Source organism: Brevibacterium permense, assembly GCF_025506275.1.
Lineage (GTDB): Bacteria > Actinomycetota > Actinomycetes > Actinomycetales > Brevibacteriaceae > Brevibacterium > Brevibacterium permense_A.
The window spans coordinates 1-23,563 of sequence record NZ_QYCP01000077.1 but is presented as its reverse complement, the minus strand read 5'-3'; the positions used below and the strand labels follow the sequence as shown (position 1 = coordinate 23,563).

The following is a 23,563-nucleotide window of genomic DNA, read 5'->3' as shown; positions in this document are numbered from 1 at the left end:
AGCTCCTCGGAGGTCGTCGATGATCTGACGGCGGTTGAAGGTGAGGTGCGGGAGGTCCGCCGAAGATCGGCGGTACTCCATGGTAACCAAGGATGCGCAGCGGTGGAATGGCATCGGTCCAGGTTGGGGATGAGAACTGATATGTCATTCATCAGGCTCGTTCCATCGGCCGATGCATAGTGTGGAGCGAAAACGGAACCGCCGAGCGCGGCACCGGACAAACCCGCTCCGCAAAAACGGGAGGACCCCCAATGACCACACGCATCGCCGTCGTCGTCGGCAACCCGAGCCCCAATTCGCGAACCCGCCAAGTGGCCGAAGACCTCGCCACCAAGATCGCGGAGGTCACCGGATCCGAGATCGACGAAACCATCGAACTCGCCGAGGTGACCGACGAGATCTTCGAGTGGAAATCCGACCGCCTCAACACACTCACCGAGCGTCTGGCCACCGCCGACTACGCGGTCATCGCCACGCCGACCTATAAGGCCAGCTACACCGGGCTGCTCAAAGCATTCCTCGACCGGTACGACGCTGGCGGTCTGCACGGACTGACCGCGATCCCGGTCTTCACGATCGGGTCCCCTGCGCACGCACTTGCGGTGGAGACGACCCTGCGGCCCCTCCTCGTCGAACTCGGCGCCAGTGTGCCGACGAAGGGGCTGGCGTTCCCGACCGCAAAATTCGATGATCGCGCGAACGTGCTCGACGAATGGGTGGACAGCCAGAAGGTGTACCTGCCGCAGCGTGGTTGACGTGGACAGCGCGGGCCCGCTGAACGCATCAGCGGACCCGCGCGGCTGCCTCGGCGAATGAGGTCGTCCCGATCGGGGACGGTCGCCTCAGCGAGGTTCAGTCGATCTGCATCTCGCCCATCGCGTCCCAATCATCACCGTCGATCTGACGGGAGATGATCTTCGGGGTCGCTGCCAGTGCGGAGTGCATCGGTCCGCCCGCCGCGGTCGCGGCCTGGAAATGGTCGGACTTCACATGCGCTTCGGCGGCATCGTCGTCGAAGGCTTCGACGAGGACGTACTCGTTCGGGTCATCGAGGCTGCGCGACCAGTCGAACCATTTGTTGCCCGGTTCGGCGCGGGTCGCCTCGGTGAATTCGCGGGTCAGATCGGGCCACTGGTCGGCCATTTCCGGTTTGACGGGGAACTTCACGACGATGAAGATCATTATTCTTCCTTCTCTCTGTGGTTGTTCTCTCGGGTGGAGATGAGGGTGTGGCGGTATCGGTTTCGTCCTCAGCGACAACGTTACGAGAACTGCATCCCGCCGTCGACGAGCATGGTCTGACCGGTGATGTAATCGGAATCCTCGCTGGCGAGGAACGACACGAGGCTGGCAACGTCCTCAGGCACGGACACCCGGCCCATGAGGATGTCACCAGCATATTTCTTGATCGCCTCACCCTTGGCCAGACCCTCCTCGGCGGCGAGCTTCTCGTCGATGAGATCCCACATCGCGGTGCCGACGATGCCAGGGCCGTAGGCGTTGACGGTGATGCCGTGCTTGGCCCACTCCATCGCCGCACCCTGAGTCAGTCCGCGCACCGCCCATTTCGTCGCCGAATACGGTGACAGCAGCGCGAAGGGACGGAACGCGACGATCGACGCGGCCCCGATGATCTTGCCGCCGTTGCCCTGCTCGATCATCTGCTTCGCCGCAGCCTGATACGACAGGAAGACGCCGGTGAGGTTGACGTCGACGATCTTCTCGAAGTCCGCCTTCGAATACTCGATGAGGGGTTCGACCTGCGCGATCCCGGCGTTCGCGACGAAGACGTCGAGTTTTCCACCCGCATCGACGGCAACCTCGACGAGGCGGCTCAGCGAATCGTCGTCCGTGACGTCCACCTCGGCACCGGTAGCCTTCCCGCCTGCACTTTCGATCGTGGTGACGGTCTCCGCCACCCCGTCCTGCATGCTCGGCAGGTCGGCGACGATGACATGATGGCCATCGGCTCCGAGCCTCTGCGCGATGCCCTGGCCGATTCCCCGCGCGGATCCCGTCACCACTGCGACGCTGTTGTTCGTGCCCATTTCTCCTCCTTGAGTTCTCAACTGTGAGCGAGCACGATCATTCTCAGCAGAGTCGGCAGCCGGAGGACACGGTTCTTCTCATGTGGCGATAAAGCTGGGGGTCAATCGGCATCGGCCGCGGCGAGTGCGGTGTCCGTGGGGGAGTGCACGGGTCATGCGTGCTCAGCGACAGGGACGGTGACCGAACCGCCGCGCAGATAGCTCGACGCCAGGCCCGCATGCTCACGCAGGGTCGACTCGACCAGCTTCGCCCGCCCCGCCATCTTCGACGTGGGGGTGCTCATCGCCATCGCCCCGACCTGCATTCCCGCCCCGTTGCGCACTGGCACGGCCGCGCAGGTCTGACGGGGCAGGAACTCCTCGTGCTCCCATGCGATTCCACGGGTGGCCACCTCGGCGAGATGGGGGTCGAGGGCCTCCCGGCTGATCATCGTCTGCGGGGTCAGCACCTGCATTCCGCGCGCCTCGAGGTAGTCGGTGCGCTGCGGTTCGGGCATTCCGGCCAGGAGGATTTTGCCGAACGCGGTGGCGTGCGCCGCCTCGTGGAAACCGAAGCGCAGGGGCCGCAGCCGCGGGTGCTTCTCACAGTCGGAGCAGTAGGTGAGGATGATGTCCGAGCCGCGGTAGATCGCGAAATAGGCGGCGGTGCCCAGCGACCGGTGGAGCTGATCGGTGATCTGCCGAATCGGTTGCGGAGCCACGAGGCGCTGCTGGAACGACAGCCCGAGCTCGAAGCATTTGGGGCCGAGCTCGAACCGTTTGGAGTCCTTGAGATAGACGAGATACCCGGAATCGGCGAGCTCGTTGAGGAGCCGATAGACGGTGGGCAGGGGGATCTCGAGGCGGGTGGCCACGGTCTTCGCGGCAGCACAGCCCGATGCTGCGACGGCTTCCAGGACGGCGAAGGTTCGTTGGATCACGGCACTGTTGGACACGCGGTCTCCTGACTGTGCGATCGCCTCGGCGATCGACTTTTTCATGTGATGAGAATGAGGATAGTCCATGGTGTCGCGGGTCACATAGGTTGCTCATGTCAGGTCAGTGGCGGGCGTGCGTCGATGCCGCCTGCCGAGTGGAGCAAAGGAGCATCCGATGGCATTCCCTGCAAAATACCCATCGCTGAATGCGATGGAGATGACGGACGAGGCGAAACAGACCCTCATCCGAGTGCTGCGCGTGGCATTCCCGCACGCAGACTTCCCCGATGGGCCGTATGTGCGCACCGCGGAGAAGATCCTCTTCGCCGCCGATGAGGAGACGTGGTTCCGGGTGGCCCTCATCCAAGGGCTGCTGTCGTTGGATCAGCTCTCCGACGGCGATTTCTGCGGACTCGATGACGACTCCGCGCTCAAGGTGCTGCGCCGGGTCGAGTCCACCGAGTTCTTCGGCTTCGTCCGTCGCACCGCTGTGCTCAACCTCTATGACGATGTCGAGGTGTGGGAGACGCTCGGCTACGAAGGACCCTCGTTCGACAAGGGCGGCTACATCAACCGCGGCTTCGACGATCTCGACTGGCTGCCCGAACCGCGGATCGTCTACCCCGAGGACGAGCCGTTGCCCGAGCTCGGTGACGGGGTCATGGGTGTCCGCAGCGGCAGTGCCGCCGGTGACGATTCGACCAATCAGCCCGCGCCGCAGAGCGCCGAGATGGGTGAGGTGAAGAAGTGATGACACAGGAACAGAATGCAGGACGCAGCGTGTCAGGTTTCAGCATCGACCCGGACGAGGAGGCCGTCGTCATCGTCGGCTCCGGCGCCGGCGGAGGAACGCTGGCCTACGAACTCACCGGGAAGGGCATTCCCGTCGTCGTCCTCGAAGCCGGGCCGTATCTGCGCAACGAGGACTACGTCAACAACGAATGGGAAGCCTTCAACCAGATGGCGTGGCTCGATCCCAGGACGACGACCGGTTCGTGGCGGATCGCCCGTGACTTCCCGAACCTGCCGGCCTGGATCGTCAAGGCCGTGGGCGGAACGACCACCCACTGGTCGGGCGCGACCCCGCGATTCAAGGCTCATGAGTTCAAGGCCCGCAGCGTCTACGGCCGCATCGACGGCGCCAACCTCCTCGACTGGCCGATCACGCTTGAGGAGATGGCCCCTTACTACGACCGGGCCGAGAAGGCGATGGGCTCGACGCATGTCCACGGCCGGAAGCCGCTGCCGGCGAACAACAACTACAAGGTCTTCGCGGGAGGGGCGAAGGAGGTCGGCTACAAGTTCTACGCCACCGGCCCGTATGCCACGAACGCCGAAGAGTACGACGGCCGCCCCGCCTCCATCCAGGACGGATTCAACTTCCAAGGCGATAAGAACAAATCCAAATGGTCGACCATGGTCAGAGAGCTGCCGCGAGCCGCGGACACCGGGCTGCTCGATCTTCGACCAGAGTCCCAGGCCGTACAGATCACCCACGACGCCAACGGTCGAGCCGACGCCGTGCTCTACCTCGATAAGGACGGGAACCTCCACCGGCAGGCCGCGAAGATCGTGTGCGTGGCCGGCAACTCGATCGAGACGCCGAGGCTGCTCCTCCTCTCCGGCACGCCGTCCTGCCCTGATGGGTTGGCGAACTCGTCCGGACACGTGGGCCGGAACTATATGCGCCATCTGACCGGCACCGTATGGGGGCACTTCGACAAGCCGGTGCGGATGTATCGCGGGGAGACGATGGCCGGAGTCATCGCCGATGAGTCGATCCATGATCCCGACCGAGGATTCTCCGGCGGCTACTACATGGAGACGATCTCGCTGGGACCGGCATTCATGGCCTCCTTCGTCGAACCCGGCGGATGGGGACCGGACTTCGCGGCACTGCTCGACCGGTACCTCAACACCGCAGGAATGTGGATCGTCGGTGAGGACATGCCGCAGGAGACCAACCGGGTGACGCTGAATACGACGGTCAAGGACACGAACGGTCTGCCCGTTCCGAACGTCCACTACGACGATCATGCCAATGACCTGGCGATGCGCCAACACGCCTACGCCGCAGGTCAGAGAGTCTACGAAGCGGTCGGGGCGAAGACTTCGCACCACACTCCGCCCTATCCGTCGACGCATAACCTCGGCACCGCACGGATGAGCGAACGTCCCGAGGACGGTGTCGTCGACAAGTGGGGCCGGACCCATGACGTGAAGAACCTCTTCATCTCCGATGGCTCGGTGTTCACCACCGGCGCCGCAGCGAACCCGACCTTGACGATCGTGGCGCTTGCCATCCGGCAGGCCGAGTACATCGCCGAGGCGCTGCGGACCCAGGAGGTGTGAGGAGCGGCAGGCTCAGTAACTCTGAGGTGCGAAGTGTCGTCGCATCGATCGGCGTCGGTTCTGTCAACGGATGGAATCGACGCCGAACTGCTGGAAGAGAGCGTCGGACCAATAGGATGACAGAGAGACGCATCAAGGAGGAGACTGCCTGTGGCACGTACCGTCTACTACACCGCGACCACGCTCGACGGGTTCATCGCCGACCCGAACGACTCACTCGAATGGCTGCTGCGCCAGACCGAAGAGCCACCGGACGACGGGTTCATCGACGGAGTCGGAGCGATCGTCATGGGCTCGACGACCTACGAATGGCTGCTGCGCAACCTCGACGGGCCGTGGCCCTACACGGTACCGACCTGGGTGATGACCCATCGCAAACTTGGGCTTCCAGCGACCGGTACCGGGAGCGGGGCTGACGCGAAGACGTCCGGAACCGAGGACGACGGAAACGCGGCGGACGCAGGAAAGGGCGGGGCCGCCTCGGCGCCGGATATCCGATTCGCCAAGGGATCGGTCTCCGACCACTACTTCGAAATGTGCACCGCCACGGGCGACCATGACCTGTGGGTGATGGGCGGCGGTGACCTCGCCGGACAGTTCGCCGACGAGGGACTCCTCGACGAGATCATCACCTGGACCGCGCCGGTGGTCCTCGGCAAGGGGCGCTCACTGCTGCCGCGCCGCCTCGACCTCGAACTCATCGACGTCGGGCACAGCGCACCTTTCGTTATCTCCCGCCACCGAGTCATCGGCCCTCTCCTCGAGGACAGCCCGGCAGAGTGACGCTTCCCGAGGACGGCTGAGGACTCGCCCGCATCGTCCATTCGCCGAGGAGGGACCAATTTTCGTACGTGAGGGTCCCTGGTACGGATGTACACGGCCGCCTCGGCGAAGTGATCGATGATTCGTACGCAGGGGTGGGCCGCCTCGGCGAGGTTCATCCGGATATCGGGCACCTCTGGTGGCCAGGCGGGGTTCCGTGATTCGATGCAGTCATGACTGCTGCGATTGAGAATCATCGGGCCCGCCTGCGCGCGGGGGAGATCTACAACGGACTGTGGATGATGTCGACGAGTCCGGAGCTGGCGAAGATCGGGTCGGCGGCCGGGTTCGACTATGTCTGCCTCGACCTGCAGCACGGGCTGGTGCGGCCCACCGATGTGCTGCGGCTGACGGACGCCGTGCGCGCCAGTGGGGACGCGCTCGTGACCGCGCGGGTCGCGGCGAATCGATTCACGGAGATCGGGGCGCTCGCCGACGCCGGAGTCGAGGCGATCATCGTCCCGCTCGTGTCCTCGGTCGACGAGGCACGGGCCGCTGTGGCTGCGCTCGACTATCCTTCGCGGGGCGGGGATCGTTCGTGGGGACCGACTGCCGAGATCATGCACAACGCCGTGCAGGACACTCGGGATGAGCGGCCTCTGCTGTTCGTCATGATCGAGAACGAGGAGGGTCTGGCCGCGGTCGAGGACATCTGCGCCGTACCGGGAATCGACGGAGTGTACGTCGGTCCTGCCGATCTCGCGTTCGCCGTCGGTGCGCTGCCGGGGCAGCCGAATGAGGCCCACGCAGAGGCGCTCGTGCGGATCCGCACGGCCGCCGACGCCGCCGGGGTGGTTCCTGGAATCCACTGCGGCGACGGTGAGGAGGCGAAGCTGCGCAAAGAACAGGGCTTCCGCTTCATCACCTCATGCGGCGACCTGGGTGCGGCAGGCCGAGCCTTCCGCAGCGACCTGGCCACCGCCCGCTCCTAATTGCTACCCGACGGCGGCCCAGCAACCTCGCGCGAGGTTGTTGGGCCGCCGTCGGGTAGTTCGAGTCGGTGGGTGGGTCCGCGTTGCGCGCGACGTTGCCATGGTGCGCCAGGATGTTCTTGGGAAGGCCGAGTATCCTGGCGTTTCTCAATTCAACTCTCGAGTTTTTCCTGCTTGCACAAATTCATTGATGCAATTCCTTCAGGGTATCGAAACATGCGAAAACAATCTTGGACAGGCATCGTTGAGTCGCGAATACTGGGACGCATCACAGTTGTTCCACGTCACAAATGCAATGCCACACCTGCTCATGGACCAGAACCCAATGGAGGGATCGCCAATGACAACAGCACCACGCATCGATACCGATGCAGTTCGACCTGTGGAGCCCGGCCCTGCGCCGGCAGCTCCGCCGACTGCATCGCGGCTCAAGCCTGAGTCATTCACAGCGGGAATCAAAGCTGTTGTCGGGCTCGTCGGATTGTTCGCGATCTGGGAGTTGGCTGTCTTCATCTTCGACTTCCCGAAGTATCTGCTCGTCGGTCCGATTTCGGCGTTCGAGGAGTTGTTCACGAACCCCGGTTACTTCGCCGTCAACGCTCTCACTACCTTGCAGGAAGGTCTCGCAGGCTTTGCGCTCGGCACAGCATTGGGCGTTCTGTGTGGAGCACTCCTCTATTACGCTTCTTTCCTTCGTCCCTTCCTCTACCCGGCGCTCATCGCCATCGATACGATTCCGAAGGTCGCCCTTGCGCCGCTGTTCATCGTCTGGTTCGGCTTCGGCTTCGAGTCGAAGGCTTTCGTGGCAATGGCCATCGCATTCTTCCCCCTCGTCATCAACACATTCGACGGGCTCAACTCTGTGCCGCACGAGCTGCAGGACCTTGCACGCATCAACCGTGCCTCGAAGCTGAAGAAGATGATGAAGATCGATTTCATCTATGCGCTTCCTTCGATCTTCACGGGAGCGAAGATCTCGATCTCGTTGGCCGTCGGCGGCGCCGTGGTCGGTGAGTTCATCGCTGGGTCCAAAGGACTCGGGTACGTCATTCTTCTCGCGAACTCTCAGGTCGACCTCCCCTCGATGTTCGCGGCATTCATTGTGCTCGCGGCGATCGCATTGCTTCTCTTCTTCATCATCGACCTCATCTCGAAGAAGCTGCTGCCGTGGAAGAACTACACGAAGTGAGAGGCGGAACCATGCACATCTTGAAGAAACTGCTTGTTGCGCCGCTCCTGCTGTCTGTCGTCGCTCTGACAGGATGCACGCCAAAGGACGGACTCGATGACTTCAACCTCATGGTCGACGTCGCCTACCTGCCGAAGCACGCACCGTTCTTCGCCGCTGAAGCCGAGGGGTTCTTTGAAGAGGAGGGATTCGATGTCTCGCTGATGCCGGGTTCCGGTTCGACGAACACCGTGACCTCCGTCGAAACCGGGAGAGTGGACGCCGGATGGGCCGATTTCGGTGCGACCATCCTCAGCCAGGGCAAAGGAGCTCACGTCAAGCAGGTGAACCTGCTTCAGGCCCGCTCGGCGTATGCGACTATCGCACTCGAGAGCTCGGGCATCAAGACCTGGGAGGACATGAAGGGCAAGACGGTGGCGACTGAGGGCGCCGGTGCCATGACGGCGATGTGGCCGCTCGCGCTCGAACGCAGTGGCCTCAAGCAGGATGACGTCAATGTCGTCCATGCCACTGGCGAATCGAAGATTCCTGGTCTGCTGGCTGACCGTTGGGATGCGAACCTCGCGCTCTATGTCTCCGACGAGCCGGCCCTGATGGCACTCGGCGAGAAGGCGAACATCCTCAAATGGTCCGACGTCGGCATCGACCTCTACGGCAACGGCATCGTGGTCTCGGACGAGTCCCTGAAGAATGATCCCGAGCGTGTTGAGCGGTTCAACCGCGCTATGCAGAAAGGCTTTCTCTGGGCTTGCGACCACCCGGAGCAAACTGCAGAAGACTTCACCAAGGAAGTCCAAGGGTATGAACCGGAGACCGTGATCTATGCGCTCAAGTCGCAATGCGAATTGAACTGGGCAACCGGAAAGTCAGACGACCAGTTCGGTGTGATGACCGACGATGGAGTTGGGCAGATGCTGAGTATGGCCACTGACTTCCTCGGTCTCGAGAATTCGACCGACCTCACCGTCGACGATATCTATACGAACGACTACATCGATCCGATTCGCCATGACGAAGACGTTGCGGCACCTACAAAGTGAATGGAGTACGACCATGACCACTGACTATGCGATCTCAGTCAACAACGTCGGCAAGACCTACACCTCGCGAGACGGGCAGGAGAACGTCGTCCTCAAGGGACTCGACTTCCACGTCAACCCAGGGGAGTTCGTCTCTATCGTCGGCCAGTCCGGCAGCGGAAAGACCACGCTGCTCAACACGATCTCGGGTCTGCAGGAAGCCTCTGAGGGCGAAATCCTCATCCGCGGACGCGAGATCAGCGCCGCTCTCAAGGACATCGGAATGGTGTTCCAGAGCCCGGTCCTTCTGCCCTGGCGGAATAATCTCGACAATGTCCTCCTGCCCTTGGAATTCCGTGACGCCGTCACATCGGAATCCAAGGACCACGCCATGGAGCTGCTGCAAATGGTCGGACTCGGAGAGAAGGCGACCCGGTATTCCTACGAACTCAGCGGCGGGATGCAGCAGCGCGTCGCCATCTGCCGCGCGTTGGTTTCACGGCCGGAGATCCTCCTCATGGATGAGCCATTCGGCGCGCTCGACGCGATGACACGCGATTCGATGAACTTCGAGATCCAGCGGATCTGGCGTCGCACGGGCTGCAGCGTCCTCTTCGTCACTCACAGCATCTCCGAAGCTGTATGGCTGGCAGATCGAGTCGTCGTCGTCGGTGATCGTCCGGGCCGGATCGTCGCCGACGTCAAAGTGGACATCGAACGTCCCCGCGCAAAAGAGCACAAATTCTCAGAGAACTTCGCCAGCTATGTGGCGGAGATCGAATCCCACATCGGCGTCACCGCCGGAATCAGTTGAGTGGTCCGCTTGTCTGGCCCGACGAACACATGCCAGGGATGGCCGGCTGGGATCCTTCGACCCAAGGCACACCGCACGAGGCGAGCACGTCTCAAGGAAGATATGGAGTTGGAAACGCAATGATCAAACTGACAACCAACAAGACGCGTCTGGCAGATTCGTTCGGACTAGATGCCCAGAAGAGCCTTCTGTTCTCTGCGATTCGCCTTGATTCGAGCCCCCTGGTTGCGCCGATCATCGCCGACACGGCTGACGGCGAGGTGCTGCTTGTTCGCCAGCAGGAGCAGGGAAACGCCCTGTCCGCAGGGGTGCCGAAGGAGCGGATGAGATTCTATGCGCCGTGGGTGACGATCGATCCTCGAATTGTTGCCGATACACCGGCCGCAGCATCACTCTCGACGTTGGTTGAGGAGCTCGCAGAAGGGGATCAGGTTGGTCTCGACTCCGGTGTCGTTATGAAGCACTACTCGACGTTGTCGAAGAGCCTCGATGTCGTCGCCGACAAGCAGCCGACGACTCCGGTTGTCGCCTATGAGATCGACACCGCAGAGGTCCTTGAGCGCTTCTCTCGCTGGCGTGAGCTCGGAGCGGAGACTGCGACGCGGCTCATCGCCGACGTCGAACACCTTGACGGACTGGACAAGGAGATCCAGTCGCAGACCGATACACGCTATACGGCTCTGCAATCGATGGCGAAGGACCTCGGTCTCGACGCCGTCATCATCTCTGCTCCGCCGAACTTCAGCGAGGTCGTCGGAACTCAGCAGAGCGAAGATCAACTGGCGGTTTGGTCCATTCAGGACGAGAAGCTCTATGTTCTCGCTCCGGAGACCGCGCACGGTGTGTCCGGCACTCCGATCGGCCGCTTCGCAGGATTCGGTGCGGCAGCTGTGGCACTGGCCCATGGTGATCAGATCGGCGTTGAGGAGGAGTGGATCGCAACCGGTCTGGCGCTCGAACTCGAAGCCGAAGGCGCCGTCCTCAATGAGCTGTCGACCGCTCTCGGTCACTGGCGCGACATTCGTGACCACGAAGACCTAGGATTCCAGATCGTCGCTGCCAGATGCAGCGTCTTCGCCATCGAAGAGGCTCTGAAATGGGCAGAGGAGTCCTTGGCCGCAGGGCTTGAGTTCACCGAGCTCGACATCTACTCGCGCTACGTGGACAAGATCGTCGAATTTCGCACGGACAACGTGATTCCTTTTGCGATCGAACCGTACTTCACCAACTTGCACTCCTCGAACAGAATGCTGTTCCCCGGACCGCCCGTCGATTTCCCGATCAACGATGACACGAAGTGCATCCAACTCGACGCCGGTGTGCGGATCACCTTTGACGGGATCACTGTTGCGACCTCCGATATGGCACGGTCGCTTCCGCGCACCGACGGCGCCAAAGAAGCTTATGAGTTCTTCTTCGACGTGGTCCGTGAGGGAATCATCGGCCAACTGCGCCCCGGAGTCGTGTGCGAAGACGTCCATGAAGGTACCTTGGACTACTTGGCGCCCCACCTCGGCAGAATGATCGAGATCGGCATGCTCGGTGCAGACGTGGATTTCAACACGGAATACCGCAAGCGCAATGTCGGGCACCTCATGGGCAAGCAGGAGTCATTCGCCAATGAGCTGCGTCCCGGCTACAAGCACGTCTTGGGCGTCGGGTCTTTCGGCGCCGCGGAGATCCCGTGGCGGTACGGCAATGTGGCGATCGGCACCGAGGACCTCTGGTATATCGGAGCGGACCGAACCTATATCCTCTCAAAACGCTGAGGCAGGAAAGCTCTGCTTTCACGTGTCTGCCGTAGGAAAGTCATTCCTTCGCAGGTAACGGGGCGGACATTCTCGAAAGGGAATGTCCGCCCCCGTTGCGTAGATTGAAGACTGCAGGAGTGTGAGATGCAGCTGTTTTCTGGTCATCAGGGATTTGAGAAGCGGTCCGGTCGTGGAATCGACCGGACCGCTCTGAATTTATGTAGTCAGCTTCGCAGCTGATCAGTTGGGGCGGAGTTCACCTGAACTCTTGAGCTTGATCACTGCTTCGATCTCTACCGGAGAGTTCGCAGGCAGTCGCGGAACTCCCAAAGCAGTGCGCGCGTGTCGACCAGCGTCTCCCAGAACATCGACAAGAAGTTGGGAGGCTCCTTCAGCGACGATGGGGTGCTTGCTGAAGGCAGCCGGACTGGCCACATAGACGTTGAGCTTGGCGATGCTCTCGACATTGTCGAGACCGAGGTTCGTTTCCAACTGGGCAATGAGATTCACCGCGCACAGCTGAGCTGCCGCAATTCCGTCCTCTACGCTCAGGTCTTCACCGATGACTCCCTGGACCGGTACTCCTCCACCCTGTTTGGCGATCTGCCCGGACACGAAGGCCAATTCGCCGGCAACGGTCACTGTCTCGTAGCTGTAGCTGGCAGGGTTGGCTTCGTGAAGGTCGAACCCGAGTGCGTTGAGACGGTGACGCACGCCGTCTGCGAAGGAATTCGTCGAGGCGGCCGTGGAGGCAGCATCTGAGACACCGCCACGCTGTGCCGCAGAGTATCGACCGTCGAGCATCCGGGCCACTGCCCAAGGATTGGCTTCCTGGAGAACCGGATGAAGCATTGCCTGCGGGACGTTCTGGTAGGCGACCGGGCGAAGGAAGCGGTCGATCGCGGTTGCACCCACCGAGGTGGTCTGCGGAGCTGACGTCGCTGGAAACGGTCCACCGTGGATCATTGCATGGCCGACATCGACTCCTGTCGGCCAACCGTTGACGATGATCCGTCCGACGGTGAGCTCCAGTGCGCGCACCAGCACGTCTGCTACCTCGGTGTCCTGTTCACCCATCTGCAGTGTCGCAGTCAGCTGTCCTTCGAGCTCTGCCACCACAGGCTCCAGCTCATCGGTCGAGTCGTAGCGCACGACGAGGGCAGCGGACCCGAAGATCTCATTCTGCAGTTCCTTGTTCGATGCGAAGTCCTGGATCGAGGTCGTGAACATGCAGGGCCCGGGCGCATTGAGCGTTTCTCCATCCGACCCCTGTGCCAGAGGTGAGACGTCCGGCTGTGCTGAAAGCTGGTCGACTCCTCTCTGCCATGCTGCGGCTATGGAGGGAGTGAGCATCGTTTGGCCCTTCGCGGTGTTGAATTCCTCTGCGATACGAGCCGTCAGAGCGTCTCCGCGGTCGCTGTTGGGAACGAAGAGAACTCCAGGGGAGGTGCACAACTGACCGGAGGAACCGGTCACTGCCCCGAAAAAGCCCTGGGCCACCTCGGTGACGTCATCGTCAATGGCTCCCGGCAGAACGAACACGGGATTGATTGAACTCATCTCGGCATAAATAGGGATCGGTGTGGGTCGAGCCGCGGCTGCGGCCGACAATGCCAGTCCGGCAGCCCTGGAACCGGTGAATCCTACGGCGGTGATTCGCCGGTCCGTGGCTAGCTGCTGCCCGACCTCGGAGCCAGCCCCATAGACGAGTGAAAAGACACCCAGGTGGAGCCCGCTGTCGCGAACGGCACGCGAGATGGCAGCACCGACCAGTTCGTTGGTTCCGGGATGGGCATTATGGGCCTTGACGATGACTGGGCATCCGGCAGCAAGTGCCGAAGCGGTGTCACCGCCCGCCGTTGAGAAAGCCAGGGGAAAGTTGCTCGCGCCGAAGACAGCGACGGGACCCAGAGGAACCTTGCGCTGACGAATATCGGGGCGCGGCAGGGGCGCGCGGTCAGGAAGCGCGGGATCAATTCGCACGCCGTGGGCGTCGCCAAGCCGGACGACTGATGCGAACAGGCGCAGCTGGTTGGAGGTTCTGGTGATCTCGCCACTCAGGCGCCCCGCAGGAAGTCCGGTCTCCAGAACGGCCCGGTCGACGATGCGCCGCGCGTCAGACTCGATATTGGCTGCGATGCTCTCGAGAAAGGTTGCGCGGATCTCCGGCGAAGTGCTGCGGTACGAAGGGAAGGCATCGCGGGCCTCGGCTATGGCTGCGGATACCTGCTCCTCGGTGAGCAGCGTGTATTCAGGATCTAAGGTCTCGTCCGTCGCAGGATTGATTGCACGGCTGGTCTCCCCCTGTCCCTGCGTCTTCGTGCCGGCGACAATTGATGTGCCGGAAAGTGATGTGTCGACGTCCGAGTCGGTCGTCGCGATAGTGAGCTGTGTCGTCATGAGTGACCTCTGTTCCTGATAGCGATGTCGGCGCCGACCGGCTCAAGCCGATCGGCGCCGATCTGTGGGTGTGGCTGTCTCGGCCGCGGATTCGTGGCGTCCTGACCGTTCAGGCGACTGCGGACGCGGTGCGGTCGAGTCGGATGCCGGCAGCGGACATAACTTGTTCAAGATCCTGCAGGTCTGCCTCGGTGAGGTTCTGCAAGGGTGGCCGGACCGGCCCGCAGTCGCGGCCGATGACTTTGAGGCCGCCCTTGACGATTGAGACGCCGTAGCCGGCCACTCGTTCGCGGATCTTCGAGTAAGGAAGGACGAAGGAGTTGAGCTTCTCTGTCACGGCGGCGCGGTCCTGTTTGCGCACAGCATCGTAGAAGTCGAGGGCGAATTCGGGTGCGAAGTTGAACATGGCGGATGAGTACGTGCTCATTCCCAGCTGCAGCAGTGGCAGTGCATAGACTTCGGCGGTCGGCAGTCCGCCGAGGTAGAAGAGGCGGTCGCCGGTGCGGGCGTAGACCTTCGTCAGCTGCTCGATGTCGCCGAGGGCGTCCTTGAAGCCGATGAAATTCTCATGGGTGTCGGCGAGGCGTTCAACGGTCTCGGGCGAGTAGATCGCATTTGCCCGGTTGTAGACGATGATGCCGATCTTCGTTGCTTTGCAGATGGCGGATACGTGTTCGAAGAGGCCGTCTTGGCTGCATTCAGTGAGGTAGGGAGGAAGGACGAGAAGGCCTTCTGCTCCGGCTTCCTCGGCGTCGAGAGCATTCTGCACGGCGTGTGCAGTCGCGCCCCCTGCCGAAGCAAGGACCGGCACTTCAGTACGTGAGTTTGAAACTGCCAAGCCCACGACCTGCTTCGCTTCCGGGGGAGTGAGGCTGAACCCCTCGCCGGTTCCGCCAGCGGCGAAGAGTCCTGCGACGTCGAAGCTCGACTGCCAGGCGATGTGATCGGAATAGGAGTCGGCATCAAGTGACAGGTCTGCGTTGAATGCTGTCGCGGGGAAGGAAAGGAGGCCGTCCTTGAGGTGGTCGGCGAGTTCTTGAGGTTGGTAATTGGCCACGGAATGACGTCCTTGTTAGTCGGGATGGTGATCCCACTGTAAGAACGAGGAATAATTCCTGTCCAAGATTATTTATATATGCATTGATGCTCAGAAGGTATTGGCTTCACTTTCTGCGAATCAATGTGAGGACTTCCTTGAGTGCCGGGTTGCGGGACTCCGGATTCCAGATCGCATGAAGTTCGACGACATCGCGTGGAGCGTCGTGGAGCGGCACATATGTGACACCGTCGACGCCGAGGCGAGCAGCTGATTCCGAGACGACGGCGATGCCGCGACCGGCAGCGACGAGATTGACGATGGTCAGGATCTGGCTCAGCGAATGAGCCACCTCATTGGCTTCGACATCGATGTAGCGAACAGTGAGATCGTAGAAGTATCGAGCCTTCGTGGCATCGTGCATGAGCAGTCGCTGACCGGAGATCTCCTTTGTGCCCACAGAGTCACGTGCGGCGAACGCATGGTCCGAAGGGACTGCCAGTACGAGCTGCTCAGACAGGACCAGGGTCGCGTCGATGGTTTCGGGAATGCGGCCCACTCGCCCCAGGCCGATGTCGATCTTGCCCTCAGACAAGGCCTTGATCTGTTCTGCCGTAACCATCTCGGCGATCTCGACGCTTATACCCGGCAGCTGTTCTGCCAGGGTCGAGACCAAACTGCCAAGGACGCCGAACGTCGAGACCGCAGTGCATCCGATGGTGATCTGACCCCAGGAGCCCTCGGCGATCTTCTGTGCTCGCCGCGGGGCGCGCTCGACGGAGGCGAGCAGACCGTATGCCTCAGCGAGGAAGGCCTCACCTGCCGGCGTAAGTGTGACGGTGCGATTGTTGCGTTCGAAGAGGTGGACACCGATCGATTTCTCCAGCTTCTGGATCTGCCGGCTCAGCGGTGGCTGGGTCATATTCAGTTCTTCAGCGGCGCGTCCGAAGTGAAGGTTTTCGGCCACCGCGATGAAGCCGGTGATCTGTGCCAAGGTGAACTGCATCGCTCGCTCGTTTTCTTTCGTGGGCCACGGCCTGTGCTGTTCAGCAGTGTATCGGGCGTGCGGCACCTCGCTTTCAGTTGTCGGCAACTCCCTCCGTGCTACCTCACGGCGGCCCAGCAACCTCGCGCGAGGTTGCTGGGCCGCCATCACGTAGTAATTAGAGAGACTATTGTGCGGAGGGCTTTTGTCGGGGCCCGGAACTCCTTTGCCAAGTCGGCCAAGGCGATCGGGCCGCCGAGGATGTCCCCCCACGGCAGAGCGGCCCCGTCGGCTGCCAAGAAATCCACTGCCTCGACCAAATGGTGGGGTTCGAAGTTGTGCACACCGGTGATCGTGCGCCATCCGCGCACCATCTGCTCGGGATCGATCGATACCTGCGGCCCCGGCGTCACGCTGCCGGCGAGGACCACAACGCCCCCGACGGCCAACGACGAAATGCACGAGCGCACCCCCGCCTCGGCGCCCGAGAGCTCGAGTGCGACGTCGACATCATCGATCTCCGTGCCCGGCGCAACCGACCGGGTCGCCCCGGCCCGGTCGGCCAAACCGCGACGGTCCGGGTGCGGATCGGCGGCGATGACCTCGGCGGCACCACGGGCCTGAGCAGCCCCGACCGCGGTGAGCCCGAGCATGCCGATGCCGTTGACGAACACCCGGCGACTGGAAAGGTCACCGGCGGCCTCGACCATCGCCATGACCGTGGCCACGGCGCACCCGGCCGTCGCCGCCACCCCGTCGGGCAGCGAATCCGGCACCGGGACCATGGCCACGCCGGCCGGCAGATGGATATGGCTGGCATATGTGCCCGACAGCGCCCAATCCGACTCGGCCGATTCGTGGCCGACTTTGCGTACCGAGGTGCATTTCGCGCTCAGCCCGCGGCGACAGTTCCGGCATTTCCCGCACACCGAGGTGACAGAGAAGACCACACGAGTCCCGACGGGCACATCCCCGCGCGTCTCCTCGACGATGCCGATTCCCTCGTGACCGAGCACCGAGGGGCACGCCCCCGACCGGCGCCCGCTGACGGTATGCCGGTCGGACCCGCACACCGTGGCCGCGGTCAGCCGGATGAGACTCTCGCCGGGTGCCAGCCGCGGGCGGTCGAATGTGCGGAGCTCGAAATCCGAACCTCCGGTCCATACCTGGGCACATGGCCGAGCGTTTGCACGGCCATGATCGGCCGCCTCGGTGACGGTCATCGTCGAATCGGGCGTAGTCGCTTTCACTTCGCGACCACCGAGGACTCCTGCTTTGCGAGGACCGCGGGCAGATCCGCCACGGAGTCGAGGACGAGGTGTGCGCCCTCGGCCGCGAAATCCTCGCGAGTCAGGTGCCCGGTGAGCACGCCCACGGCTGTGACCTCGGCGTTGAGTGCCGATTCCACATCCGCCGAGGTGTCGCCGACGCTGACGACGGCAGCGCGGTTCGTGACCCCGACGGTCTCCATGACCTTGTTGATCATGTCCGGTGCCGGACGTCCGGCCGGCACCTTGTCTCCGGTGACCGAGACATCGAAGATCTCGCCCTGCTTCCAGCCCATCGTGGATAAGATGAGGTCGGCGATCTCACGGGAGAACCCGGTGGTCAGACCCACCTTGATCCCACGCTCCCGCAGAGTCGACAGTGCCTCCTCGATCCCGGGCAGCGGGCGCGGAGGATTCTGCGTGTAAGTCTCGCGCAGTTCGGCACGGAACCACTGCCAGGCCCGCTCGTGGACCTCCTCGGTGACCTCGACCCCGCCGAGGCGGAGCAGATTCTCGATCGCCCAGTGCTTCTCCGTGCCCATCCACTTTTGGAAGACCTCATCGGAGTAGTCCGCGCCCTCCCGTTCGGTGGCCTCGCGCAGCACGCGGTAGACCACGTCACGTTCGTCGATGGTGGTTCCGGCCATGTCGAAGACGGCAAGTTCGGTCATGTCGATTCTCTTTCTCTTGCGATGGTGCCCGCGCGAGTTCGTGGGCTCTGCTTCGCCCGCTTGGTCGGCGGACGGAAATTTCGGTGGGCGGGTGGACTTGATTGCGCAGGCTCAGCGCACGGCTCGGCGCAGCCACATGGACAGGGCCTCGACGAGGAGGACGACGGCGACCATGAGGATGAGCACCATCGTCACGACATCGAACTGGTTGACCCGCGAGGCGTTGAGCAGCAGGAAGCCGATGCCTCCGGCGCCGACGACGCCGAGCAGAGTGGCCGAGCGGATGTTCGTGTCGAGCAGGTACATGATGTGGGCGACGAACGCCGGTGCCGCCTGCCGCAGGGTGGCCGAGAAGAACACCTGCGCCTCGCCCGCGCCGGTGGTCCGCACCGCCTCCTGGACCTGGAGGTCCGTCTCCTCGATGGAGTCGGCGATGAGCTTCGAGAGCAGGCCGATCGCGCCGATGGACAGGGCCAGGGTTCCGGCCACCTCGCCGAGTCCGGAGATGACGACGAAGATGATCGCGAGGATGAGCTCAGGAATGCCGCGGACGATGACGATGAGGACGCGGAACGTCTTGTGCACCGCCCGGTTCGCCACGACATTGCGGGCGGCGAGGATGCCGATGGGCACCGCGAGGATCGCTCCGATGAACGTCGCCGCCAGCGAGATCTGGATGGTGACGAGCAGCTGTTCGACGAGGTTGGCAAGCGTCCCGCCGGTCGACGGCGGGAAGAACAGGCTCACGGTCTTCGGCAGGTCGAGCAGACCCGCGGCCAGAGCCGACCATGACACGTCCACCCGCCACAGGGCGGCGATCGTGAGGACGATGAGCACCGCCGCCGAGGCGAAACGACGGAACCGTGCCACGCTCCACGGTGGGGTGAGCGTGAGATCACCGACCCCGGTGGCCCGATCCCGGTTGAACATCCGGTCGACCCAGGTGCCGCCGGTGATCTTCGCCCCTGTCGAGGCCATGAGTGCGGCCCGGATGGAGCCGGAGACGAGTTCGATGACGATGCACAGGACGAGCACGATGACCGCCAGTGCCATTCCGCGCTGGTAGTCCAGTGTGCGCAGGGAGTCAGCGATGGCCAGACCGATTCCGCCGACACCGACATAGCCGAGCAGCACCGAGGTGCGCAGGTTGATGTCGAACCGGTGCAGAGCCGTGGCGATGAGCTGCGGCATGAGAGTCTGCGGGATCGCGGTGAGGATCTGCTGGGAGCGGCTGCCGCCGAGGGCCTCGATCGATTCGCGGGGGCCGTCGTCGAGCTCTTCGATGGCATCGGCGTAGAGCTTGCCGATCATCCCCACCGAATGGATGCCCATGGCGATGATGCCGGCCGTGGCGCCGAGCCCGAATATCCGCAGGAACACGATGGCGAGCACGAGGTCGGGAATCGCTCTGGCGAGGACGATGAGGGTGCGCGCCGTCCACTGCGAACCGCGTCCCATCCGGGTGGGACGAGCGGCGAGGAGAGCGACGGGGATCGAAAGCACGACGGACAGCAGAGTCGCCAGGAACACGATCGCCAGGGTCTCGACGACAAGAGAGACTGTCTCACCGAACGCCGGGAAGTCGAGCGGGACGATCCGGGAGAAGAACCCCAAGGCATTGTCGAACGACGAGGCGATCGTGGCGATATCGATGCCGAGAGACCACACCGACCAGGCGCCGGCGACTGCAAGGCCGATGAGCACGATGACGGCGACGGCGGAGTTCCCCGACGGGCGGGGACGCTGCGGTTCGACGACGACGGGAGCCTCACGGTCGAGTACGAGACTCATCGGGTGGCTCCCACCCGGGCGGCCGCCTCGGTGCCGGACTTTGCCGTGTGCGATCCGGCAGTGGTCGCACCGGCACGCTCGCTCGCCTCGGCGGGGGTGTCCATTCCGGATACGCTCGAGTAGATCTGGGAGGCCTCCTCGGCGCTGAGCCCGGCGGTCTCACGGTCGAGGACGACCCGGCCGGTGCGCAGACCGATGATCCGGTCGGCGAAATCGATGGCCAGCTGCACCTGGTGCAGGGAGGCGATGACGGTGAGCTCATCCTCGGCGGAGATCTGCCGCAGCAGGTCGATGACATCGCGGGCCGATACCGGGTCGAGGGAGGCGACCGGCTCATCGGCGAGCAGCACCTTCGGGTGCTGCATGAGTGCGCGGGCGATCGCGACCCGCTGCTGCTGACCGCCGGAGAGCGTATCGGCGCGCTGGTAGGCGCGGTCGGCCAGGCCGACGCGGTCGAGTTTTTCGAGGGCTTCGCGACGGATGGCCTTCGGGTACATCATCAGCGTGATGCGCGGTCCGCGCAGCGATCCCAGCGCCCCGGCGCAGACGTTCTCGAGTACGGACATCGGCCCGACTAGGTTGAAGGACTGGAAGATGACGCCGATGTCGCGGCGTACGGCCTTCAGTTCGGATCGGCGCAGCCGATCCATGTCCTGGCCCAGGACGCGCACTCGCCCCGAGGTGGGGGTGTGCAGGCCGTTGATGTGGCGTAAGAGGGTGGATTTGCCCGAGCCGGAGAGGCCGAGGAGGACGCTGATTCCGCCGGTGCGGAATCCGAGGTTGACGTTGTCGAGGCCGAGCACTCCGCCGCCGAAGTCCTTCGTGACATGGTCGAGTTGGACGGAATAGATGGAGTCGATCTCCCTTTGGAGCTCAAGTGTGGTCGGGGCGGGGTGTGAGTGTGTCATGGTCGTCATCCTTCTCAGCCGATGTTCTTGCAGGCGTCGGCTTGGGTGGCGTCGCAGATGTCGCGGATCGAATCGAAGTCCGAATCGGAGACTTCCTTGTAGCCGTAGGTGATCTCTTCGGGCAGGACGCAGTCGTCCTCGGAGTCGCAGATTCCGGCCTCGATCATGGACGGAACATTGGCCTTCTCACGCAGGATGTTGGTGATCTTCGCGGCCGTATCGGCGTCGAGGGAGTCATTGTTCACCGCGATCGGGTCCTCAGTGATCGGGTCTGATTCCCAGATGGGTTCGAGGCTGCCCTTGTCGACCTGGCCGGACTTCTCGAGGGTGGTGAGCATGGCGTCGTGGGCGAAGGCGACATCGCAGTCACCGGAGTTCAGCGACAGCAGCGAGGCGTCGTGGCCGCCGGACATCACCGGTTCGAGGTCCTTGTCGATGTCGATGCCCTCGTCCTGGAGTCCCTTCATCGGCACGAGGTAGCCGGAGGTTGAGGCGGCATCGACGAAGCAGACCTTCTTGCCCTTGAGGTCCTTCATGTCTTTGACGTCGGAGCCCTTCTTCACATACGCCAGCGAGGTGTAGGCGGGATCCTTGGCTTTGTCGTTCGTCGGTGCCGCGGCCGGTTCGATGTTGATGCCCGAGTCCTTGGCGATGACATAGGCGAAGGGGCCGAAGGAAGCGGCGTCGATCTGGCCGGCGCGCATGCCCTCGACGACGGCGGCGTAGTCCGAGGCGTTCTGGAATTCGACCTTCTTGCCGGTCTCTTCTTCGAGCAGCTTCGTGACGTTCTCGAAGGAGGACTCGAGCGTCGAGGAGGATTCGGCCGGCACGGCGGCGAAGGTGATCGTGTCGTCACCGTTTCCTCCGGAGCTGCCGCAGGCGGCAAGCAGAGGAAGGGCGAGGAGGCCGGCGGTGAAGGTGCGGACCGCTGTGGAGCGGAAGAGGGAGGTCATGGCAGGGTTGCCTTTCGATGAGCGGTGCGACGGAGGCGCAGTGGTGATCGTTCTCGTCCATCGTGTCGAGCCCATCGGCGAATGTCTATACAAGTCGGGGTAGTTCACCGACTGGACATGACAACTTCACGGTCGGTTCGGAGTTGCCCCGACGCATAGTGGCGGCGGTCACCGAATCGGTCGGATGGGGGAGCCGCCTCAGATGTCGGCCCTGCCGCCGGAGAGGATGAGGTCGGCGATGCCGAACGACAGGGTCATGCCGATCCCCGAGGCGACGACGGCGACGCTCGTGCGTTCGTCCGGGCGCTCGAGGACGAGATTCGTAGCCGGGCTGTCGGCGTACATGCCCAGCCATCGCTGCCGCACCCGCGGGCTCTCGATCCCGAGCATCGAGGTGGCTCGATCGAGCAGGAGTGCGCCGATCTGCTCGTCGATGAAGGGTTCCGGACTGAGGTCGTAGGCGTGTGAATCGCCGATGAGCAGGCCCTGCGGAATGTCGGTGACCATGAGGTTCGCGATGCAGTCGCGCAGCTCCGGTTCCCGTTCGTCGAGGTCGTGGCGCAGCGCCTCGGCGCCGGGCATCGCCGCGAACCCGTCGTAGCGGGCCAGAGAAGTGCCGGTGAGCATCGCGAAGCCCGTCGGGAAGGATCGCGGGGCCTCGATGAGCGACATCGCGAGCGAACAGACGCGGACCTCGTGGGCCTCGGCGATCTCGGGAAAGAGGCTGGTCAGCTGGTATCCCGGGCAGGCGACGACCTGCTCGGCCTGGAAGTCTCCGCGAGTCGTCGACACGGTGCCGTCTGCCACCGCGGTGACCTGCGTGTTCCAGGTGAACTCCACGCCCTGCTCGGCCAGCCATGCGGCGATTCGCGGGGCTGCCTGGCGGGGATTGACGCGCATATCCAGCGGCAGATGGGCGCCGCCGATGGCTGCGAGGTCGGGGTTCCCGACCGCCTCGGCGATCTGCGATGAGTCGAGCAGTCGTGCTTGATTGGGGCCGCGATGGGCGGCGAACTGCTCGAGGACGGCGAGCTCGGCTTCGGTCATCGCGGGGATGAACGTTCCGGTCTCGGAGGCGCAGAGCCCGGTGGCGGCTGCGGCGTCGAGCCAGCCTTCGCGGGCAATCGCGGCGATCGACTGCGCGGCATCCGATTGTCCGGTGAAGCAGGCGTGGCCGAAGTTCTGGATGGACGAGCCCACGGGGCGGTCGGAGCGATCGATGACATGGACGCTGCGGCCCTGTTGGTGGGCGAGGAATGCGGTGGCCAGGCCGAGGATGCCCGAACCGGTGATGATGAGATCTGTTGTCGGCATTCCCTCATATTCGTGGGGATATGCCGTACGATGAAGATATGTATGTACAAGTTTGATGTCTGTTCACCTGAACGTGACATTGCGGCCCCGCGAAGCCATGCCGAGTTCACCGAGGCAGCACTCCGCGACCATGGGCCGCGGTCCTCTGGGCCGTCGAATGAGCACCGCCGAAGGAGAAGTGAAGCCATGACTACCGGGTCGAGTCACCGCACCCGTCAGCAGCATGACGAGATCGCGCACTACCTGCGCACCGCGATCCGTGAAGGCTCGTTTCAGCCCGGCGATGAGCTGCCATCCGAGGCGGAGCTGACGCGGAAATTCGCGAGTTCGCGCGGACCGGTGCGGCAGGCGATGTCCGCTCTGCGCGGGGAGGGGCTGATCCTGTCTCTTATA

At 63.2% G+C, this 23,563-nt stretch carries 22 protein-coding genes; 10 read left to right on the top strand and 12 right to left on the bottom strand.

Going from position 1 to position 23,563, the window contains the following annotated elements; translation table 11 throughout:
- The first annotated feature begins 251 nt into the window (after positions 1 to 251).
- Positions 252 to 755 carry an NADPH-dependent FMN reductase gene (locus D3I60_RS04755; RefSeq protein WP_262774991.1) on the top strand — a complete coding sequence of 168 codons (504 nt, stop codon included), beginning with the start codon at positions 252 to 254 and terminating at the stop codon, positions 753 to 755.
- A gap of 97 nt (positions 756 to 852) precedes the next feature.
- Here the strand turns inward: D3I60_RS04755 and D3I60_RS04750 are convergent, their stop codons facing one another.
- The 3 genes from D3I60_RS04750 to D3I60_RS04740 all read right to left on the bottom strand — a co-directional run bounded on the left by D3I60_RS04750 (position 853) and on the right by D3I60_RS04740 (position 3,028).
- The gene (locus D3I60_RS04750) at positions 853 to 1,182 is read right to left on the bottom strand and encodes a putative quinol monooxygenase (RefSeq protein WP_262774990.1); all 330 of its coding nucleotides are present in this window, start codon (positions 1,180 to 1,182) and stop codon (positions 853 to 855) included.
- Positions 1,183 to 1,262: 80 nt separating this feature from the next.
- Entirely contained in the window at positions 1,263 to 2,048 is a 786-nt protein-coding gene (locus tag D3I60_RS04745; RefSeq protein WP_262774989.1) for an SDR family oxidoreductase, read from the bottom strand.
- A gap of 152 nt (positions 2,049 to 2,200) precedes the next feature.
- The gene (locus D3I60_RS04740; protein WP_262774988.1) at positions 2,201 to 3,028 is read right to left on the bottom strand and encodes an IclR family transcriptional regulator; all 828 of its coding nucleotides are present in this window, start codon (positions 3,026 to 3,028) and stop codon (positions 2,201 to 2,203) included.
- A 112-nt stretch (positions 3,029 to 3,140) separates the two neighbouring features.
- Here D3I60_RS04740 and D3I60_RS04735 point away from each other — a divergent pair, with 112 nt between their 5' ends.
- The 8 genes from D3I60_RS04735 (at position 3,141) to D3I60_RS04700 (ending at position 11,862) form a co-directional block, all read left to right on the top strand.
- Positions 3,141 to 3,716 (top strand): hypothetical protein, encoded by a 576-nt coding sequence (locus D3I60_RS04735; protein WP_262774987.1) that lies wholly within the window; start codon positions 3,141 to 3,143, stop codon positions 3,714 to 3,716.
- Positions 3,716 to 5,317 (top strand): GMC family oxidoreductase, encoded by a 1,602-nt coding sequence (locus D3I60_RS04730; RefSeq protein ID WP_262774986.1) that lies wholly within the window; start codon positions 3,716 to 3,718, stop codon positions 5,315 to 5,317. The genes D3I60_RS04735 and D3I60_RS04730 overlap by 1 nt, the downstream gene beginning before the upstream one ends.
- A gap of 150 nt (positions 5,318 to 5,467) precedes the next feature.
- A complete protein-coding gene (locus tag D3I60_RS04725) occupies positions 5,468 to 6,100 on the top strand; it encodes a dihydrofolate reductase family protein (RefSeq protein WP_262774984.1) in 633 nt (210 codons plus the stop codon).
- Between the two features lie 212 nt (positions 6,101 to 6,312).
- Complete coding sequence (locus D3I60_RS04720) at positions 6,313 to 7,071, top strand: HpcH/HpaI aldolase family protein (protein WP_262774983.1); 759 nt, start codon at positions 6,313 to 6,315, stop codon at positions 7,069 to 7,071.
- 340 nt (positions 7,072 to 7,411) lie between these two features.
- Positions 7,412 to 8,260, top strand: coding sequence for an ABC transporter permease (locus D3I60_RS04715; RefSeq protein ID WP_181271054.1), 849 nt, complete (start codon positions 7,412 to 7,414; stop codon positions 8,258 to 8,260).
- Positions 8,261 to 8,271: 11 nt separating this feature from the next.
- Positions 8,272 to 9,300 carry an ABC transporter substrate-binding protein gene (locus tag D3I60_RS04710; RefSeq protein ID WP_262774982.1) on the top strand — a complete coding sequence of 343 codons (1,029 nt, stop codon included), beginning with the start codon at positions 8,272 to 8,274 and terminating at the stop codon, positions 9,298 to 9,300.
- A gap of 13 nt (positions 9,301 to 9,313) precedes the next feature.
- Positions 9,314 to 10,093, top strand: coding sequence for an ABC transporter ATP-binding protein (locus D3I60_RS04705; RefSeq protein ID WP_262774981.1), 780 nt, complete (start codon positions 9,314 to 9,316; stop codon positions 10,091 to 10,093).
- Between the two features lie 119 nt (positions 10,094 to 10,212).
- On the top strand, positions 10,213 to 11,862 hold the full coding sequence (locus D3I60_RS04700) for a M24 family metallopeptidase (protein ID WP_262774979.1): 1,650 nt from the start codon (positions 10,213 to 10,215) through the stop codon (positions 11,860 to 11,862).
- Positions 11,863 to 12,084: 222 nt separating this feature from the next.
- On the opposite strand, the gene D3I60_RS04690 is transcribed toward D3I60_RS04700, so the two are convergent.
- The 9 genes from D3I60_RS04690 to D3I60_RS04650 all read right to left on the bottom strand — a co-directional run bounded on the left by D3I60_RS04690 (position 12,085) and on the right by D3I60_RS04650 (position 23,170).
- Complete coding sequence (locus tag D3I60_RS04690; protein WP_346659550.1) at positions 12,085 to 14,244, bottom strand: aldehyde dehydrogenase family protein; 2,160 nt, start codon at positions 14,242 to 14,244, stop codon at positions 12,085 to 12,087.
- A 109-nt stretch (positions 14,245 to 14,353) separates the two neighbouring features.
- Positions 14,354 to 15,301 (bottom strand): 5-dehydro-4-deoxyglucarate dehydratase, encoded by a 948-nt coding sequence (gene kdgD / locus D3I60_RS04685; RefSeq protein ID WP_262774978.1) that lies wholly within the window; start codon positions 15,299 to 15,301, stop codon positions 14,354 to 14,356.
- A gap of 106 nt (positions 15,302 to 15,407) precedes the next feature.
- Positions 15,408 to 16,286 carry a LysR family transcriptional regulator gene (locus tag D3I60_RS04680; RefSeq protein ID WP_262774977.1) on the bottom strand — a complete coding sequence of 293 codons (879 nt, stop codon included), beginning with the start codon at positions 16,284 to 16,286 and terminating at the stop codon, positions 15,408 to 15,410.
- A gap of 146 nt (positions 16,287 to 16,432) precedes the next feature.
- Positions 16,433 to 17,515: an alcohol dehydrogenase catalytic domain-containing protein gene (locus D3I60_RS04675; protein WP_262774976.1), complete on the bottom strand. Its 1,083-nt coding sequence runs from the start codon at positions 17,513 to 17,515 to the stop codon at positions 16,433 to 16,435.
- Positions 17,512 to 18,204: a phosphonatase-like hydrolase gene (locus D3I60_RS04670; RefSeq protein WP_262774975.1), complete on the bottom strand. Its 693-nt coding sequence runs from the start codon at positions 18,202 to 18,204 to the stop codon at positions 17,512 to 17,514. Before D3I60_RS04670 ends, D3I60_RS04675 begins: the two co-directional genes overlap by 4 nt.
- 111 nt (positions 18,205 to 18,315) lie before the next feature.
- Positions 18,316 to 19,995: a phosphonate ABC transporter, permease protein PhnE gene (phnE, locus tag D3I60_RS04665; RefSeq protein ID WP_262774974.1), complete on the bottom strand. Its 1,680-nt coding sequence runs from the start codon at positions 19,993 to 19,995 to the stop codon at positions 18,316 to 18,318.
- Positions 19,992 to 20,903, bottom strand: coding sequence for a phosphonate ABC transporter ATP-binding protein (gene phnC, locus D3I60_RS04660; RefSeq protein ID WP_262774972.1), 912 nt, complete (start codon positions 20,901 to 20,903; stop codon positions 19,992 to 19,994). Before phnC ends, phnE begins: the two co-directional genes overlap by 4 nt.
- Positions 20,904 to 20,917: 14 nt before the next feature.
- On the bottom strand, positions 20,918 to 21,856 hold the full coding sequence (locus tag D3I60_RS04655; RefSeq protein ID WP_262774971.1) for a phosphate/phosphite/phosphonate ABC transporter substrate-binding protein: 939 nt from the start codon (positions 21,854 to 21,856) through the stop codon (positions 20,918 to 20,920).
- A 198-nt stretch (positions 21,857 to 22,054) separates the two neighbouring features.
- Complete coding sequence (locus D3I60_RS04650) at positions 22,055 to 23,170, bottom strand: TIGR03364 family FAD-dependent oxidoreductase (RefSeq protein WP_262774970.1); 1,116 nt, start codon at positions 23,168 to 23,170, stop codon at positions 22,055 to 22,057.
- Between the two features lie 186 nt (positions 23,171 to 23,356).
- On the opposite strand from D3I60_RS04650, the gene D3I60_RS04645 reads away from it, so the two are divergent.
- The coding region (locus tag D3I60_RS04645) for a winged helix-turn-helix domain-containing protein (RefSeq protein ID WP_262774968.1) at positions 23,357 to 23,563 on the top strand (207 nt) is incomplete at its 3' end.

What these genes read in the sequence shown, in the direction of transcription:
- D3I60_RS04755 (WP_262774991.1), top strand. Translation starts at nt 252, where the DNA reads ATGACCACACGCATCGCCGTCGTCGTCGGCAACCCGAGCCCCAATTCG.
- D3I60_RS04750 (WP_262774990.1), bottom strand. Translation starts at nt 1,182, where the DNA reads ATGATCTTCATCGTCGTGAAGTTCCCCGTCAAACCGGAAATGGCCGAC.
- D3I60_RS04745 (WP_262774989.1), bottom strand. Translation starts at nt 2,048, where the DNA reads ATGGGCACGAACAACAGCGTCGCAGTGGTGACGGGATCCGCGCGGGGA.
- D3I60_RS04740 (WP_262774988.1), bottom strand. Translation starts at nt 3,028, where the DNA reads ATGAAAAAGTCGATCGCCGAGGCGATCGCACAGTCAGGAGACCGCGTG.
- D3I60_RS04735 (WP_262774987.1), top strand. Translation starts at nt 3,141, where the DNA reads ATGGCATTCCCTGCAAAATACCCATCGCTGAATGCGATGGAGATGACG.
- D3I60_RS04730 (WP_262774986.1), top strand. Translation starts at nt 3,716, where the DNA reads ATGACACAGGAACAGAATGCAGGACGCAGCGTGTCAGGTTTCAGCATC.
- D3I60_RS04720 (WP_262774983.1), top strand. Translation starts at nt 6,313, where the DNA reads ATGACTGCTGCGATTGAGAATCATCGGGCCCGCCTGCGCGCGGGGGAG.
- D3I60_RS04715 (WP_181271054.1), top strand. Translation starts at nt 7,412, where the DNA reads ATGACAACAGCACCACGCATCGATACCGATGCAGTTCGACCTGTGGAG.
- D3I60_RS04710 (WP_262774982.1), top strand. Translation starts at nt 8,272, where the DNA reads ATGCACATCTTGAAGAAACTGCTTGTTGCGCCGCTCCTGCTGTCTGTC.
- D3I60_RS04705 (WP_262774981.1), top strand. Translation starts at nt 9,314, where the DNA reads ATGACCACTGACTATGCGATCTCAGTCAACAACGTCGGCAAGACCTAC.
- D3I60_RS04700 (WP_262774979.1), top strand. Translation starts at nt 10,213, where the DNA reads ATGATCAAACTGACAACCAACAAGACGCGTCTGGCAGATTCGTTCGGA.
- D3I60_RS04690 (WP_346659550.1), bottom strand. Translation starts at nt 14,244, where the DNA reads ATGACGACACAGCTCACTATCGCGACGACCGACTCGGACGTCGACACA.
- D3I60_RS04680 (WP_262774977.1), bottom strand. Translation starts at nt 16,286, where the DNA reads ATGCAGTTCACCTTGGCACAGATCACCGGCTTCATCGCGGTGGCCGAA.
- D3I60_RS04670 (WP_262774975.1), bottom strand. Translation starts at nt 18,204, where the DNA reads ATGACCGAACTTGCCGTCTTCGACATGGCCGGAACCACCATCGACGAA.
- phnE (WP_262774974.1), bottom strand. Translation starts at nt 19,995, where the DNA reads ATGAGTCTCGTACTCGACCGTGAGGCTCCCGTCGTCGTCGAACCGCAG.
- phnC (WP_262774972.1), bottom strand. Translation starts at nt 20,903, where the DNA reads ATGACACACTCACACCCCGCCCCGACCACACTTGAGCTCCAAAGGGAG.
- D3I60_RS04655 (WP_262774971.1), bottom strand. Translation starts at nt 21,856, where the DNA reads ATGACCTCCCTCTTCCGCTCCACAGCGGTCCGCACCTTCACCGCCGGC.
- D3I60_RS04650 (WP_262774970.1), bottom strand. Translation starts at nt 23,170, where the DNA reads ATGCCGACAACAGATCTCATCATCACCGGTTCGGGCATCCTCGGCCTG.